At 70.8% G+C, this 16,928-nt stretch carries 10 protein-coding genes; 5 read left to right on the plus strand and 5 right to left on the minus strand.

The window, feature by feature from the left end:
- The first annotated feature begins 70 nt into the window (after window positions 1-70).
- The 4 genes from EP757_RS14130 to EP757_RS14145 are packed head-to-tail and all read left to right on the plus strand — an operon-like array spanning window position 71 to window position 3,504.
- Window positions 71-985 (plus strand): ABC transporter ATP-binding protein, encoded by a 915-nt coding sequence (locus tag EP757_RS14130; protein WP_127546095.1) that lies wholly within the window; start codon window positions 71-73, stop codon window positions 983-985.
- A complete protein-coding gene (locus EP757_RS14135; protein ID WP_127546098.1) occupies window positions 978-1,847 on the plus strand; it encodes an ABC transporter permease in 870 nt (289 codons plus the stop codon). The genes EP757_RS14130 and EP757_RS14135 overlap by 8 nt, the downstream gene beginning before the upstream one ends.
- Entirely contained in the window at window positions 1,844-2,794 is a 951-nt protein-coding gene (locus EP757_RS14140; RefSeq protein WP_127546101.1) for an ABC transporter ATP-binding protein, read from the plus strand. Before EP757_RS14135 ends, EP757_RS14140 begins: the two co-directional genes overlap by 4 nt.
- Window positions 2,794-3,504, plus strand: a complete 711-nt coding sequence (locus EP757_RS14145) for an ABC transporter permease (RefSeq protein WP_127546104.1) — start codon at window positions 2,794-2,796, stop codon at window positions 3,502-3,504. Before EP757_RS14140 ends, EP757_RS14145 begins: the two co-directional genes overlap by 1 nt.
- Before the next feature lie 79 nt (window positions 3,505-3,583).
- Here EP757_RS14145 and ppc read toward each other — a convergent pair whose 3' ends face one another.
- The 5 genes from ppc to EP757_RS14170 form a co-directional block, all read right to left on the minus strand.
- A complete protein-coding gene (ppc, locus tag EP757_RS14150; protein WP_127546107.1) occupies window positions 3,584-6,379 on the minus strand; it encodes a phosphoenolpyruvate carboxylase in 2,796 nt (931 codons plus the stop codon).
- Between the two features lie 125 nt (window positions 6,380-6,504).
- Entirely contained in the window at window positions 6,505-7,521 is a 1,017-nt protein-coding gene (locus tag EP757_RS14155; protein WP_127546110.1) for a glycoside hydrolase family 6 protein, read from the minus strand.
- 3 nt (window positions 7,522-7,524) lie between these two features.
- Complete coding sequence (locus tag EP757_RS14160; RefSeq protein WP_127546113.1) at window positions 7,525-9,474, minus strand: glyoxal oxidase; 1,950 nt, start codon at window positions 9,472-9,474, stop codon at window positions 7,525-7,527.
- Complete coding sequence (locus tag EP757_RS14165; protein WP_232050507.1) at window positions 9,471-11,297, minus strand: glycosyltransferase family 2 protein; 1,827 nt, start codon at window positions 11,295-11,297, stop codon at window positions 9,471-9,473. Before EP757_RS14165 ends, EP757_RS14160 begins: the two co-directional genes overlap by 4 nt.
- A gap of 3 nt (window positions 11,298-11,300) precedes the next feature.
- Window positions 11,301-13,091, minus strand: a complete 1,791-nt coding sequence (locus tag EP757_RS14170) for an enoyl-CoA hydratase-related protein (protein WP_127546119.1) — start codon at window positions 13,089-13,091, stop codon at window positions 11,301-11,303.
- A gap of 187 nt (window positions 13,092-13,278) precedes the next feature.
- On the opposite strand from EP757_RS14170, the gene mfd reads away from it, so the two are divergent.
- Window positions 13,279-16,911, plus strand: coding sequence for a transcription-repair coupling factor (gene mfd, locus EP757_RS14175; RefSeq protein WP_127546122.1), 3,633 nt, complete (start codon window positions 13,279-13,281; stop codon window positions 16,909-16,911).
- The last annotated feature ends 17 nt before the right edge of the window (window positions 16,912-16,928 follow it).

Here is a 16,928-nt window from a genome sequence, read left to right on the forward strand (position 1 = left end):
AGAGACCCTGAGAACCCCTCAGGGTTGATTCCGGATCCCGTGGGGTGCGGTGCCTTTCTAGGCTGAGGCCGTGACCATCATCGCTACCGAGGCGCTTACGAAGACGTACGGGGGCGGGGTGACTGCCCTCGCCGACCTGACCGTCGCCGTCGATGCCGGAGTCATCGGCCTCGTCGGTGCGAACGGCGCCGGCAAGAGCACCTTCATCAAAATCATGCTGGGGCTGATCGCTCCCAGCTCGGGCTCGGTCCGCGTCTTCGACCTCGACCCGGTCACTCAGACCGACCGGGTCCGGGCGCGGGTCGGATACATGCCGGAGAACGACTGCCTCCCGCAGGACGTCTCCGCCGCCGAGTTCGTCACCCACCTGGGGCGGATGAGCGGGCTGCCACGCACCGCCGCCCGCGAGCGCGCCTCCGAGGCGCTGCGACACGTCGGTCTCTACGAGGAGCGTTACCGCCAGATCGGCGGCTACTCGACCGGCATGAAGCAGCGGGTCAAGCTGGCGCAGGCGCTGGTGCACGACCCCGACCTGCTGCTGCTCGACGAGCCGACGAACGGCCTCGACCCGGCCGGCCGGGACGCCATGCTGGCGCTCGTGCACCGCATCGGCACCGAGTTCGGCATCTCCGTCGTGGTCTGCTCCCACCTGCTCGGCGAGGTCGAGCGGATCTGTGACTCGCTCATCGCCATCGAGGGCGGCCGGCTGCTGCGCGCCGACCGGATCTCCAGCATGACCGCGGCGTCCGACGTTCTCGCGGTCGAGGTCAGCGAGGGTACGGAGGAGCTCGCGGCAGCCCTGTCCGCCAAGGGCATGACGGTGACCAGGGACGGGCGGATGCTGCTCGTGCCGCTGGAGTCGGATTCGTCCTACGACGAGATCCTGCGTGCCGTCGCCGAGCTCGACCTCTCCCTGCACCGCCTGGACCAGCGCCGGCACCGCGTCGCCGAGCTCTTCACCGCGAAGGAGACCGCCGATGTCTGAGGCCGGCGTCATCCATGACATTGGTTATCAGCGATACGAAGGCGAGCGCCTGGGCCGCTCCGCCGCGATCCGCGCCCTCTACGTGCACGGCCTGCGCGCCTCGTTCGGCTTCGGCCGCTCGGCCAAGGCCAAGATCTTCCCCTGGCTGGTGGCGGGCATCCTGCTGCTGGTCGCGGTGATCCTGGCGGCCGTCCGGTCCCAGCTCAACCAGGTCATCTTCACGTACGTGCAGTTCGACGACCAGATGGCCTGGCTGATCATCTTCTTCGTCGCGATCCTCGGGCCGGAGCTGATGTCCCGGGACATCAGCTCGAACACGCTCCCGCTGTACTTCAGCCGCCCGCTGCGCGCCGCCGACTATGTGTTCGCCAAGTACGCGGCGATGGTCAGCGCGGTCTGGCTGCTGCTCGGCGTACCGCAGCTGATCATGTTCCTCGGCGCCGCGTTCACCACGAAGTCCGGCGCGAAGGGCGTGTGGAACGAGTTCCTCGACCTGGTGCCCGGCTGGGGTTACAGCCTGCTCTGGGCGCTGCTCTTCGCCGGCATCGGCCTGCTGATCGCGTCGTTCACCGGCAAGCGTGCCTTCGCGGCCGGCGGCATCGTCGCCGTCTTCCTGCTGACCACGCCGGTCGTCGGGGTGATGAGCATCCTGCCGTCCAGCACCGCCAACCACCTGGCCGGCCTGGTCAGCCCGATGTCCCTGATCGCCGGCGTCGGCGAGTGGCTGTCGAACGAGCCGGAGAGCCAGATGGGCCTCGACATCGGCCGCTTCGGCCCGGTCTACGGCATCACGGCGGTCTGCGTGATCACCGTCTGCCTCCTGCTGCTGCTCGCCCGTTACCGGAAGGTGGCGTCGCTGTGACGACCGAGACCATCCCCGCCGAGACCGGCGCCCGCACCGACGTGGTCGAGCTGACGAACGTGACCCGGTGGTACGGCAACGTCGTCGCCGTCAACGACATCAGCATGTCGCTGGGCACCGGCGTGACCGGCCTGCTCGGCCCGAACGGCGCCGGTAAGACCACTGTGCTGCACATGATGGCCGGCTTCCTCGCGCCCTCCCGCGGCACCGTCACCATCGACGGCAAGCCGACCTGGCGCAACCCGTCCGTCTACCGCGACCTCGGCCTGGTCACCGAGCGCGAGGCGGTGCACTCGTTCCTCACCGCCGAGCAGTTCGTGCTGGCCTGCGCCAAGATGCAGAAGCTGCCCGACCCGGCAGGCGCGGCCCGCGAGGCCCTCGAGCTCGTCGAGATGACCGGCGCCGCCGACCGGCGCATCGGCACCTTCTCGAAGGGCATGCGCCAGCGCACCCGGGTCGCCGCCGCGCTGGTCCACAACCCCCGGGTGCTGCTGCTCGACGAGCCGTTCAACGGCATGGACCCGCGTCAGCGGATGCACATGATGGAGCTGCTGCACTCGCTCGGCGACCGCGGCCACACCATCCTGTTCAGCTCGCACATCCTGGAAGAGGTCGAGCAGGTCGCCGGCCTGGTCCAGGTGATCGTGGCGGGCCGGCTCGCCGCCTCCGGCGACTACCGCAAGATCCGCCGCCTGATGACGAACCGGCCGCACGTCTTCGCCGTGCAGAGCTCCGACGACCGGCGGCTCGCCGTCGCGCTGATCGGGGAGAAATCGGTGAGCGGCATCGAGATGGAGGGCGGCGGCATGACCGTGCGGGCCTCCGACTACGGCAGCTTCACCCGCGCCCTGCCGCGCATCGCCCTGGACCAGGGCATCCGGCTGCACAAGCTGGTGCCGTCCGACGAATCCCTGGAGAGCGTCTTCTCCTACCTGCTGGAGGCCTGATGTCGACCGTCGCTCTGATCACGGCGCGCGGCCTCTTCGGCCGTCGCCGGGCACTGATCCTGCTGCCGCTGCCACTGCTGCTGATCCTGCTCGCGGTGGTCTGCCGGGCGTACGACCTGGACCCGTCGCAGTGGGGCGCCGCGGTCATCGTGGGCCTCGGCTTCGCCGTGGTGCTCCCGGTCGTCTCCCTGATCGTCGGCACCGGCGTCCTCGGTTCCGAAGTGGATGACGGCACCCTGGTGCACATCCTCACCAAGCCGCTGCCCCGCCGCGACATCATCCTGGCGAAATACCTGGTGGCGGCCGTGACGTCGGCGGTCACCTCGGCCGTCCCGCTCTTCGTGGCCGGCATCCTCGCCGACGGCGTCTCGTTCGGCATCGCCCTCGCCGTCGCCGCGATCGCCGGGGCCTTCGCCTACTCCGCCTTGTTCGTGCTGCTCAGCCTTCTGACCCGGCGTCCGGTCCTGCTCGGGCTGGTCTACATCCTGGTCTGGGAGGGCCTGCTCGGCCGTTTCCTGAGCGGCACCCGGGTCCTCTCCATCGAGCAGTACGTCATCACGATCGCCGACAAACTCGACCCGACGACGATCCTGACCGCCCAGGTCGGCATCGGCACGGCCGTGGTGATGAGCGTCGTCTTCGTGGTGGTCTGCACGGTGGTGGCGATCAACCGTCTCGGGAGTTTCAGCCTGGCCGGCGAGACCAGCTGACGATCCGATTCGACGCGTCGCAGGACGCCGAAGGGGCTCCCGGCATATACCGGGAGCCCCTCAATGCTCAGGCGGATGATCAGCCGGTGTTGCGCATGCCGGCGGCGATGCCGTTGACGGTCGTGAGCAGGGCCCGCTCCAGCGCCGTCGAGTCGGACGGGCCTCGGCGGGCGCCCGGCGCCGTCGGGATCTGGCGGGCGGCCTCGCCCAGGTCGCGGTACTGGCGGAGGAGCGCGACCTGCAGGTGGTGCAGCGGCTCCAGGTAGGTGTCCCGGACGCCGAGGGTGCGGGAGAGCTCAGGCTGCGAGGAGAGCAGTTCGGACCCGCCGGTGATGGCGAGGACTTCCTGAACGGTCAGTTCGTACTCGCGCTCGATCGTGGCGAAGATCGGCTGGAGTTCCTCGGGGACGAGGGTCTCCACGTACCGCCGCGCGATCGACAGGTCCGTCTTCGCCAGCATCATCTCGACGTTGGAGAGGAAGGTGCGGAAGAACTGCCAGTTCTCGTGCATGGCGTCGAGTTCGTTGCCGAGGCCGGCGGCCCGGACCGCGGCCAGGCCGGTGCCGACCCCGAACCAGCCGGGGACGATCTGCCGGGTCTGGGTCCAGCCGAACACCCACGGGATGGCCCGCAGACCGCCGAGGCCGGCGTCGGCGTTGGGGCGCTTCGCCGGGCGGGAGCCGATGTTGAGGGCGCCGAGCAGCTCGGTCGGGGTGGCAGCCCAGAAGTACGCCGCCAGGTCCGGGTTCTCGACGAGCTCGCGGTACCGCGTGAACGCCGCGTCGGAGGCGGTGTCCATGACCGAGTCCCACACCTTCAGGCGGACCGGGTCGACCTGGATGCTGGTGTGCAGCAGGGTGGCCTGGAGGACGGCGGCGACGGTCAGTTCGAGGTTCTCCCGGGCCAGGGCCGGCACGGTGTACTTGTCGGAGATGACCTCGCCCTGCTCGGTGACCTTGATGGCGCCGTCCAGGGTGCCGTAGGGCTGGGCCAGGATCGCCTCGTGGGTGGGGCCGCCACCACGGCCGACGGTGCCGCCGCGGCCGTGGAAGAGGCGGAGCCGGACACCGTGCCGGGCGGCCACGTCACGCAGCGACCGCTGCGCCTTGTGGATGCGCCACTGGCTGGTGGTGATGCCGGCCTCCTTGTTCGAGTCCGAGTAGCCGAGCATGACTTCCTGCACGTCGCCGCGCGCCCGGACGATCTCCCGGTACGCCGGCAGCGACAGCATCTCGTCGAGCAGGTCGCCACCGGCGTCGAGCTCGGCCGGCGTCTCCAGCAGCGGCACGATGTTGACCCGGGCGCGGCCGGTGTGGATGTCGACGAGGCCGGCTTCGCGGGCCAGCACCGCGGCGGCGAGCACGTCGTCGACGCCGAGGGTCATCGAGATGATGTACGACTCGACGACGTCGGCCCCGAACCGCTCCTGCGACTCCCGGATCGTGTTGAACACGTCGAACGTCTTGCGGGCCGCGTCGGTGAGCGGGGTGTCGGCGCTGGAGAGCGGCCGGCGCCCGTTGAGCTCGGTGGCGAGCAGCTTGGTGCGCTCGGTGCGGTCCAGCGACGCGTAGTCGTCGACCTCGCCGACCTGCGTGTACATCTGCTGCAGCACCTCGTGGTGCTTCTCGGCGTGCTCGCGGACGTCGAGGGTGGCGAGCTGCAGGCCGAACGCGGACGCCTGCCGGATGGCGGTGGCGACGATGCCGACGGCGGGGAGCTGGCCGGAGTTGCGGGCCAGGGAGGCGCGCATCAGCTCCAGGTCGGCGATCAGTTCGTCGCTGCCGAGGTAGTCGCGGCCGGGCACGTGCGGGGTCCCGGCGGTGAGCCGGGCCCGGGTGTTCTCCAGCTTCGCCTTGATCGCCCGCACCTTGAGGCGGTAGGGCTCCTCGGCGTTGACCCGGCGGAACCGCTGGGCGATCTCCGGCAGGTTGTCCAGGTCCTGGGCGAGGCTCGCGGACAGGTCGAGGGAGACGCCCCGCAGCCGGCGGGAGACCGACAGCTCGTCGATCAGCCTGTCCATGGCCTTCTCGGTGGCCTGGATGCCGTGTTCGTGCTGGATGAGCAGGACGTCGCGGGTGACGGCCGGGGTGACGAACGGGTTGCCGTCGCGGTCGCCGCCGATCCAGGAGCCGAAGGTGAGCGGCCGCGAGGTGGGTGCGGTCTCGACACCGAGCCGGCGCAGCGTCTCGGCCAGGTCGTCGAGGACCTGCGGTGCTGCCTCGGCGTACAGGTCCTTGAGGTAGTAGACCGCGTTGCGCGCCTCGTCGGTCGGGTCGGGCCGGTCGAGCCGCAGCTCGTCGGTCTGCCAGAGCAGGTCGATCAGCTCGGCGAAACGCCGCGTGGAGGCGGTGGTGTCGGTCGCGCCGTACAGGGCCGCGGCGGCGGACTCGGCGTCGAGCGAGTCGGCGACCTGGCGCAGCTTCGACAGGATCGAGCGGCGGGACGCCTCGGTCGGGTGGGCGGTGAAGACCGGGCGGACCGCGAGGCGGCGGGCGGCCGCGGCGATCTCGTCGGCCGGCACGCCCTTGTCGGCGATCCGGGTGGCGGCCTGGTCCAGCCAGCCTCCGTCGCGGGCCCGGCGGCGGCGCAGGTCGCGGGCGCGGTGCACCTGCTCGGTGATGTTCGCGAGGTGGAAGTAGGTGGAGAAGGCCCGCGCCAGCTTGGTGCCGGTGGTGATGTCCATGGCGGCGAGCCGGTCGGCGGCGGCGGTCGCGTCCTGGCGGACCAGCGCGCGGATCTCCTCGACCAGATCGAGAAGCGGCCGGCCTTCCTGGCGGGCCAGCGTCTGGCCGAGCAGCGTGCCGATCCGGCGGATGTCGGCGCGTAGCGCGGCGTCGGAACCCTCTGGGTCGAGGTGGGCAGCCTGCTCTGTCATCGGGGCGCTCCTTAGAACGGATGGCTCCAGGACGGCGCTGTCCCGACTTCGCCGATCGTATCGGCGTACCCCCGACCGGGGGCGAATTGAGTCAAGAGTCTCATGCGCGCTCTGCGCATGCGTCATCACCCGGCAAGTGCCAGGGCATAGGACGGGTACCAGCGACCTGCGGGTGGTGCTCCCGATCCGCAGGCGCCGTCCGACTCGCCGGGACGTTTCACCCAGAGGTACGCGTCGGCGAGCGGATGCCCGGTGACCAGCGTCGGCGCGGCGCCCAGACGGCGGCCGGGCGGGTTGCACCAGCGACGGTCGCCGGTGGCGCGTTTCGCCGGGCCGTTGCCGTTGCGGCTGGTGTCGACGACGAAGTGACGGTCGCCGAGCAGACGGGACAGCTTCGTCCCGTACCGGAGATTGTCCGCCGTGGTCTCGAAATTGGCGACATTCAGGGCGAAACCGTGCGCCCGCATCGCCCCGGCCTGCCGCAGTGCCGGGGCCATCCGCTCGGGCGGCACCCAGGTCGGATTGCCGGCGTCGAGGTAGACCCGCACTCCCGGTTCGGTCCGCAGCGTGGCGACCGCCCAGCTCAGCAACGCGAGCCGCTGCTGAGCCGCTTTGCCCTTGAGGCAGCCGCGCACCGCATGGGCCACCGCGTCCGGTTCCAGGATCACCAGGGCCCGCTGTCCGCGCATGGCGAGGGTCAAGGTCGAGACCCATTTCTTGTACGTCTCCGCGCTGCCCGCACCGCCTTTCGAATGATGCGCGCAGTCCCGCTGCGGGATGAAGTAGAGCGCGATCACCGGCAGCCGCCCGGCGCGACCGGCAGCGAGCACGAGTTGCCGTGCCCGGTCGGCGTATCCGGGCGTGGCGTCGGTGAACCAGGTGGCGACCGGCCGATCGGCGATCTTCCGGATCTTCGCGGCGTCGGCGGCCCGGCCGGACTTCTCCAGCCGGCGCACGTAGTCGGCGGCCGCGCCGCCCGGGTCGACGTAGAGCGCGGGCCGGCCGGCCGACGTGGCCTCCGGCACCCGGACCGCCGGCGACGGCTCGTTCTCCTTGAGCAGGAATCCGGCCGCCACCAGCGAGAGGGCAGCGAGCAGCGCGACACGTCGGCGGCGGCCGGTCACCTTGAGGTGCCGGGCCATGAGCTAGCGCACCCGCACCCAGTGGGCCACCGACGGGACACCGGAGTCGTTCACGAGGAACAGCATGTACCAGCCGGACGGCACGAGTCCGGGCTTCCCCGGAACGGTGACGTCGACGCCGCCGGCCGTGCGGTTCAGGGTGAGCGCCACCGATCGCTGATCGGTGTCGGTCACGTGCGTGACCGAGCTCGGCTTCACCAGCCGCGCCGAGGCGATCCGGCCGGCGTCCGGCGTGGTGATCCGGGCGGTGGCGCCGCGGGCGACCTGGGCGGGACCGGCGGTGATCCGCGGCCGCTCGCCCTGGAACAGGTACGGCGGGCTGAACACCTCGATGCGCTGCTCGAACGTGCCGGCGTTCGTTCCGGACCGGTCGTAGAGCGGGTCGCCGCCCATGGTGATCACCCGGCCGTCGGGCAGCAGGATCGCCTCGGAGTGGTAGTTGCGGCCGACGGTGGACTCGGCGGCGGTCACGAACGCGTTCTGTGCGGGCCGGTAGATCTGCGCGTTGAACAGATCGCTGCGCGGCGTGCCCCGGTACATCCCGCCGCGGTACCCGGACGATCCGCCGGTGGTGAGGACCGAGTCGTCGGGGAGCAGGACCGTGGAGAGGTACCGGGCGGGCCGGGGGAGGTCCGGCCCGGGCCGGTACGCCGGCTTCTTCTCGTCGAGGTCGACGATGCCGGTGCGCCGGGTCGACTCCTCCGACTCACCGATCCCGCCGCCGCCGAGCAGCATGACCTTCTGGTCCTGGGCGGGCGGGAGCAGCACCGACGAGCTGGTCTCGGTCATCTTCGGGTCGCGCAGGCCGGGCACCTCCCGGAACTTGTTCCTCTTCACGTCCCAGACGCCCGGGGTGCGGCCTTCGGTGTCCGAGCCGTACCCGGCGTTGGAACCGGAGTAGAAGACCTTCCCGTCGGCCATCAGGTGCAGGCCCGGGTACGTCGGGAAGTACCGCTTCAGCTCGGGGGCGGCCACCCAGCGCTTCTCGTCCGGCAGGTACCGCTCGTTGCGCCCGGGCAGGATCCGGCCGAACTCGTCGAGTCCGGAGACCGCGAGCACGTCCCCGCCGGTGAGCCCGATGAGGGTCGGGTACCAGCGGTGGTCGCGCAGGTCGCCGGTCCGCACGTACTTCTCGGTGACCGGGTCGAACTCGTACGACGTCTTGTCGCCGCCGTACTCCTGCTTCTCATGGGTGATCTTGTCGGAGACGCCGTAGAGGTTGCGGGCGTCGGCCCCGGTCAGCCCGTCGAGGGTGTACTGCGCGGGCTGGCGGACCACCGGGGCGTCGCCGGTGCGTTCGGCGTCGACCCAGACCTCGGCCTCGCCGGCGTGCACCATCACCGTGCCGCCGTGCGTCATCTTGGCCGCGGCCGGGACGGTCACCTTCGTCCTGGTCAGGTAGGCCTGCCCGGACGCCGACAGCAGCCGGGTGCCCTTCCGGAACTCGCGCGGCCCGCCGTCCGGCGACTCGTTCTTGATCTTCATGACGCCGGCCGCGTGCTCGACGTCCTCCTCCAGCACCTCGTACGACTTCGTCCCACCGGCGATCAGCAGATTCCCGTCCGGCAGGAACGTGTGACCGGCGCAGAAGACGTCGGTCGGTGTCTCCACCTCGGTGAACTCGTCGGTCGCCGGGTCGTAGATCACCGTACGGAAGCTCTTCTCCTCGAAGGCGTCCCGGTTGTTGCCGCTGCCCGCCACGATCAGCACCTTGCCGGTGTGCAGCAGCGCCGCGTGGATGGCGTTGACCCGGAACCCGTGCGGCACCGGCAGTCGCGCCCAATGACCGAACTTCTCCTTATAGGACTGCCGATTGATCTGGTACGTGTGCAGCGCTTCGGCGCCGGCCGCCACCATCGGCCGGTTCGCCACCACCACGACGGCGAGCACCACCAGCGTGGCCAGACCGCTCACCAGACGGCGAACGAGGGTGGGACGCGAGCGGGGCTTCATACGGGCGGCTCCTTGTGTCGACGGCGGTTGGTCAACCAGATGGCGGTCGGTGCGAGACAGATGGCGAGGTTCAGGGCGGGCCACGCGTACATGGCCGGGTCGACGTTGCCGAGCGCCAGGGCGGCGATCAGCAGGGCGAAGTAGAGGCCGGCCCAGCGCAGGCCGGGAGCGAACGTGGCGAACCGATCGGGACTGGCCGAGTCGCCCTTCGGCGTGACCACGAACCCGGACCGCCGGCGCAGCGCCGCGCTGAGGAACGACGAGACGTAGATCGGCGTGCACAGTGTGGACGCCAGCATCCCGGCCAGGCCGGACGAGCCGGACGCCTCGTGCGGGCTGATGTTGTGCCGCCGGTTGTAGAGGTAGAGGCCGACCTGGAAGAGGGCGGCGTCCACGTAGAGCATCAGCCACACCTCGCCCGGCACCTGCACGCCCTTCGCGCCGAGCAGCAGGAAGCACGCGGCGTTCAGCGCGCCGAGCAGCCAGGCCGCCGCGGTCAGCGGGTAGTACGACATCAGCAGCAGGTAGTGCAGCGCGCGGGCCGGGCCGAGACGCCAGGCCACCCCGGCGAAGCGGCTGACCACCACCTCGTCGGTGCCCTGCGACCAGCGGTGCTGCTGGGTGAAGTAGTCGGTCCAGGAGGACGGTCCCTCACCGACGGCCAACACGTCCGGCGTGTAGACCGACCGCCACCGCTTCCCGGTCGCCGGGTTCTTCGTCGCGTGGATCCGCAGGCTGGTCGCCATGTCCTCGGTGATCGAGTCCTGCAGGCCGCCGATCGACCTCAGCGCCGACACCCGGACCGCGTTGTTCGTGCCGACCAGCATGGCGATGCCGCGCCGGTTGCCGGCCCGCTGCAGCAGCGAGTGGAAGAGGTACTGCTGCGACTCGGCCCAGCGGGTCACCAGGTTGTCGTAGTTGCCGTAGATCTGCGGGCCCACCACGAACGCCACGTCCGGGTCGCGGAAGTAGCCGAGGAGGCGCTCGCAGAAGTTCGGCGCCGGCACGTGATCCGGATCCACCGAGACGAACACGTCGTACGAGTCGCCGTGCGCGTCCAGCCAGGAGTTGTAGTTGCCGTGCTTGGTCTTCGCCTTGAAGGCGCCGGTCCGGGTGTTGTACTCGTCCCGGCCACGGCGGCTGAAGTGCTTCACTCCGAGCCGCTTGCACATCAGCTTGACCACCGGGTCGTCGCCCTCGTCGAGCAGCCAGACGTCGAAGGTCCCGCCGTACCGGATCTTCCGGGCCGCGCGCAGCGTCTTCTCCACCATGGCGATCGGCTCCTTGCCGGGCACGATCGTGGTGAGGAACGCGACCCGGGTACCGGTGTCCGGGACGACCGGCGCCGGATCGCGGGCCCAGAGCGTGGCGAGGCAGAGCGTCACGACGTTGACCAGCCGGAACAGTTCGATCGCGGCGGTGGCGCCGATCATGAACAGGGTGGCCGCGTAGAGCATCGTGTGCAGCCGCTGGTCGGGCAGCTCGATCGAGGTGACCAGCCAGCTGAAGAAGGTGGCCTCGAAGGCGAACGCGAACAGCGTGATCAGCACTGTCCGGATCGGACGCATCCGCGCGAGGCGGCGCATCCGGACCCGGTAGTCGCCGCCCGGTTCGGTCTCCGCGGGACCCGCGAGCACGCTGTACGCGCTGTACTCGTACTGCGCGTTGAACAGCATCGTGCTGCCGAGCTCGTCGCCGGGCATCGCGACCTGCCCGGTCGGCGGTCGTTGAGGAGGGATGCCGGGTGTCGTGATTCTGGCGGTCTTCGCCGGGTCGGAGGCAGGGTGATTCGCCCCGGAACCCGGGGTGTGCAGCAGGCTCATGGGTCAGGCCGACACCGGGATCGCGGGACGGAGGGCGGGACGCCGGTCGAGCGCCGGGCCGGCGTTGGTGTTCCGCTGCCGGACCGGCTGGCTGCCCGTCGTTCCGGCGTTCGCCGCGAACAGCAGATGGCGCGGCGTACCGGATGGGCGGATCTTGCGGACGAAGGCACGGCGGGCCCCGGCGAATCCGGAGCGGTCGGTGTAGATGTCGCGGCTCATCTCGGCCAGTTCGCGGGTCTCGTACACATCAAGGGGAATGCGTTCGGCGGCGAGCCGCCTCGCCTTCGCCGCGCGTCGCTTGCGTGCGGAGGGCAACTCACTGTGATGTCCGGCGAGGGCCGAGAGCCATTGACCGTACGCCTCCGGATGCCGTGGCCCGATCTCATCGACGAGACCCATCCGCGCCGCTTCCTGGGCGCTGATCGGCAGCCGGTCATCGATCAGTCGCTGCGCGGTGTCCGCGCCGACCCGGCGGGGCAGCGTGAAGGTGTGCAGCTCCGAGCCGAACAGGCCGATGTCGTAGTAGGGGTTCAGCACGATCCCGTCCCGGGCCGCGATGATGTCCGCGCCCAGCCCGAGCATCACGCCACCGGCGCCGGCGCTACCGGCGTACGCGGCCACCACGACCTGCCGGGTACACGTGATGATCTCCCGGCACACCTCGTTGATGGCCCTGATGGCCGCCCAGCAAGCACCGGACGGGTCGGCCGACCCCTCGATCACGTTGAGGTGGATGCCGTTGCTGAACGCCTCGGTGCCACCGCGCAGCACCAGCACCCGGGTGTCCTGCGCGGCGGCGTGCCGCAGCCCGGCCAGCAGCCGACGCGAGTGGCCGGGCGCCATCGCGCCGTTGTAGAAGTCGAACGTCAGCCAGCCCACCGCCCCGGTACGCCGGTAGCGCACCTGCCGGTAGGCGTACGGATTCTCCGGATCGTCGACCGGCCCGGCCTGCGACTGCGGCACGCCGTGCAGCCGGGCGCCGAGAGCCGTGGTGGCCGGCAGCTTGATCCCGTCCTCCTCGGCCGGGCGCAGGTGACCGATCCAGAGGCTGCCGTCACCGGTCGCGACGAGAACGGCGCCCTGCCGGCGACTCATGATCGTTCCCGGACGCCCGCCGCGGGCACCGCCCGGGTGCGCGTCGTACGCGTACGCCTCCAGCCCGGCGATCTCGGTGCGCACCCCCGGCGAGCCGTCGGCCGCCCGGATCCGCCGCAGGATCGCCTCGGACGGCTCGGACCAGTCGAACGCCCGGTCGGCCTGCCGCATCGGCGGCCGGGACCGCGCGCCGGGCGCCTCGGTCGGCGCGTTCTCCGCCGATATCGGGGTGAAGTCCGGGTCGGCGGCCTTCGCCACCACCTCGAAGACGCACTCCAGCGCCGCGTCCGAGACCGGCCCGGTGTAGAGCGCCGACTTGCGCGGCGGCGCGGCCGGCATCGGGAACGTCCGGGTGGCCCAGATGGGCCCGGCGTCCAGCTCCTCGACGGCCTGCAGCGCCGTCACCCCCCAGGCCGGGGCGCCCTCGCTGATCGCCCAGTCCAGTGAGGACGGGCCACGGTCGCCGACCGGACCGGGATGGATCACGATGGTCCGCCAGTGTTGCCAGACCCGCGCCGGGACGCGCTCCTTCAGGAACGGGCAGATGATCAGGTCGGGGTTCGCGGCCTGCACGCCCTCGACGATCTCCGCCGCGCTCGACGCCAGCTGCACCCCGACCTCGTGCCCCGCCTCTCGCAGGGCACACCAGACGCGCTGGCTCAGGCCGTTGAACGCCGACACGAGCAGCAGGATTCGCACTATGCCTCCCCCTTGGCACGAAAACAGAGGGGACTCTGGCGGACCGGTGGCACCTCATGTCGGACATGCTGTGCGATAAGCCGTGCGTTGCCGTAACTGTCAGACGGTCGGACTAAACTCGTACTGTCACCCCGGGCCCTCTTTGGGTTTCGGGGTCGTTCGTCGTGCCCTATGGGGGTTTTAGGCAATGCAACTCGCCGGTCTCATTCCTGCCGCGCTGCGTGATCGTGGTCTCGCCCGGGCGCGCGATCTGGCTCGCAAGAGCCACGTCGACTCCGACTCGCTGGATCTCACCGCGCCGGTGTCGCTGCGCCCGTTCGTGGTGGCGACGGTGGCCGGGGAGGCCCAGTCCGGTGGGGACCAGTTCGGAGGGGCGGGGCGCCCGGTCCTCGCGGTGACCGCGACGTCCCGCGAGGCCGACGACCTCGCCGACGCGCTCGGCTGCCTGATCGACGCCGACCGGATCGCCGTCTACCCCTCCTGGGAGACCCTGCCGCACGAGCGGCTCTCGCCCCGCTCGGACACCGTCGGCAAGCGGCTGGCCGTGCTGCGCCGGCTCGCCCACCCCGGCGAGCACCCGCTGCAGGTTGTCGTCGCGCCGGTCCGTTCACTGCTGCAGCCGCAGCTCAAGGGCCTCGGCGACCTGGAGCCGGTGGAGCTCGTCACCGGCGGCGGCGCCGAGCTGGAGGACGTGGCCCGGCGGCTCTCCGACATGGCGTACGCGCGGGTCGACCTGGTTACCAAGCGCGGCGAGTTCGCGGTCCGCGGCGGCATCCTCGACGTCTTCCCGCCCACCGACGAGCACCCGTCCCGGGTCGAGTTCTGGGGCGACGACGTCGAGGAGATCCGCACCTTCGCGGTCGCCGACCAGCGGACCATCGAGGCCGTGCCGCGGCTCTGGGCGCCGCCCTGCCGCGAGCTGCTGCTCACCCCTGACGTGCGGGCCCGGGCCGCCGAGCTGGCGGCCGAGCACCCCGAGCTGGCCGAGATCCTGGACAAGCTGGCCGAGGGCATCCCGGTCGAGGGCATGGAGTCGCTCGCGCCCGCTCTGCTGCGCGGCACCGACAGCATGGAGCTGCTGATCGACTGCATGCCGGCCGGCACCCACGTGCTGCTCTGCGACCCGGAGCGGATCCGGACCAGGGCGCACGACCTCACCCGTACGTCCGATGAATTCCTCGAAGCCTCCTGGGCCGCGGCCGCCGTCGGCGGGCAGGCGCCGATCGACGTCGGAGCGGTGGCCTTCCGGAGCCTCGCGGACGTCCGGGCGCACGCTGCCACGCTGAAGCAACCCTGGTGGACGCTGTCGCCGTTCGGCCTGGCCCCTTCCTCCGACTCCGCCGGAGAGGCCCTCCCGTGGGAGGACCCGGCGTCGTCGGTCGAGGTCTCGCCGGACTCCGGTGACGCGATCGCGCTGGCCGCGCAGCCGGTGCCGCTCTACCACGGCGACACCGCGAAGCTCGCCGGCGACCTGGCCGGGTGGGCCAAGGCCGGCTGGGCGGTCGCGCTGGTCTTCGAGGGCAAGGGCACCGCGCAGCGGGCCACCGAGCTGCTCCGCGACGCCGGCCTCGGCGTCACCCCGGTCGACGCCATCACCGACCCGATCGAGGACGGTCAGCTGCTGGTCACCTGCGGCGGCCTCAACCACGGTTTCGTCGACGAGGCGTCCCGGCTCGCGGTGATCACCGGCAACGACATCTCCGGCGGCCGTGGCGCGTCGACCAAGGACATGCGCAAGATGCCGGCCCGCCGGCGCAACACCATCGACCCGCTGGAGCTGAAGACCGGCGACTTCGTGGTGCACGAGCAGCACGGCATCGGGCGCTACATCGAGCTGGTGCAGCGCACCGTCAACGGCGCCGACCGGGAATACCTGGTCATCGAGTACGCCGCCTCCAAGCGCGGCCAGCCCGGCGACCGGCTCTACGTGCCCACCGACCAGCTCGACCAGCTCTCCCGCTACGTCGGTGGTGAGTCGCCGAGCCTGCACAAGATGGGCGGCGCCGACTGGCAGAAGAGCAAGGCCCGGGCCCGCAAGGCGGTCAAGGAGATCGCCGCGCAGCTGATCCAGCTCTACGCGGCCCGGCAGGCGTCGCAGGGGCACGCCTTCGGCCCGGACACGCCGTGGCAGCGGGAGCTGGAGGACGCCTTCCCGTACACCGAGACCCCCGACCAGCTCGCCGCGATCCACGAAGTGAAGGACGACATGCAGAAGCCCGTCCCGATGGACAGGCTGATCTGCGGCGACGTCGGTTACGGCAAGACCGAGATCGCGGTGCGGGCGGCGTTCAAGGCGGTGCAGGACGGCAAGCAGGTGGCCGTGCTGGTGCCCACCACGCTCCTCGCCCAGCAGCACTTCAACACGTTCACCGAGCGGATGAGCCAGTTCCCGGTGCAGATCAAGCAGCTGTCCCGGTTCCAGACGCCGAAGGAGACCGCCCTCACCCTGGAAGGCGCCGCCGCCGGCACCGTCGACATCGTGATCGGCACGCACCGGCTGCTCGCCAAGTCCACCCGCTTCAAGAACCTCGGCCTGATCATCGTGGACGAGGAGCAGCGGTTCGGCGTCGAGCACAAGGAGCAGCTGAAGGCGCTGCGCGCGTCGGTGGACGTGCTGACCATGTCGGCCACCCCGATCCCGCGGACCCTGGAGATGGCGATCACCGGCATCCGTGAGATGTCCACGATCGCCACTCCGCCCGAGGAGCGGCACCCCGTCCTGACGTACGTCGGGGCGTACGACGAGAAGCAGGTCGCCGCCGCCATCCACCGTGAGCTGCTCCGCGACGGCCAGGTCTTCTACCTGCACAACCGGGTCGAGTCGATCGACCGCGCGGCCCGCAAGCTGCGTGAGCTGGTCCCCGAGGCGCGGGTCGCGGTGGCGCACGGCCAGATGAGCGAGGAACAGCTCGAGAAGGTGATGGTCGGGTTCTGGGAGAAGGAGTTCGACGTCCTGGTCTGCACCACGATCGTCGAGTCCGGCATCGACATCCCGAACGCGAACACGCTGATCCTGGAGCGCGCCGACCTGCTCGGTCTCGCCCAGCTGCACCAGATCCGCGGCCGGGTCGGCCGGGGCCGGGAGAGGGCGTACGCGTACTTCCTCTACCCGAGGGAGAAGCCGCTCACCGAGCACGCCCACGAGCGGCTCGCCACCATCGCCCAGCACACCGAGCTCGGCGCCGGCATGTACGTCGCGATGAAGGACCTGGAGATCCGCGGCGCCGGCAACCTGCTCGGCGGCGAGCAGTCCGGCCACATCGAGGGCGTCGGATTCGACCTCTACGTGCGGATGGTCGGCGAGGCGGTGCAGGCCTTCAAGGGGGAGCGCCCCGAGGAGGAGCCCGAGGTCAAGATCGACCTCCCGATCGACGCGCACCTGCCCACCGACTACATCGCCGTCGAGCGCCTGCGCCTGGAGATGTACCGCAAACTCGCCGAGTCCCGTGACGAGGCCCGGCTCGCCGAGGTCGTCGCCGAGATGACCGACCGGTACGGCGAGCCGCCGGCCCCGGTCGCCAACCTCATCGCGGTGGCGCGATTCCGGCTGCTGGTCCGGGCGTACGGGCTGACCGACGTGTCGATGCAGGGCAAGCACATCAGGTTCTCCCCGCTGGCCCTGCCGGACTCGAAGCAGATGCGGCTCAAGCGGTACCACCCGGACTCGGTCTACAAGCTCGCCACCGACCAGGTCAGCGTGCCCCGGCCGAGCACCCGGCGGCTCGGCGGCGAGCCGCTGCGCGATCAGGCTCTGCTGGAGTGGTGCGCCCAGTTGCTGAAGGACGTCCTCGGCGAGGTGCCCGCCCCGGTTCGCGCCTGACCGGTTGCCCTCATCAC

This window comes from Actinoplanes sp. OR16, from assembly GCF_004001265.1.
GTDB lineage: Bacteria > Actinomycetota > Actinomycetes > Mycobacteriales > Micromonosporaceae > Actinoplanes.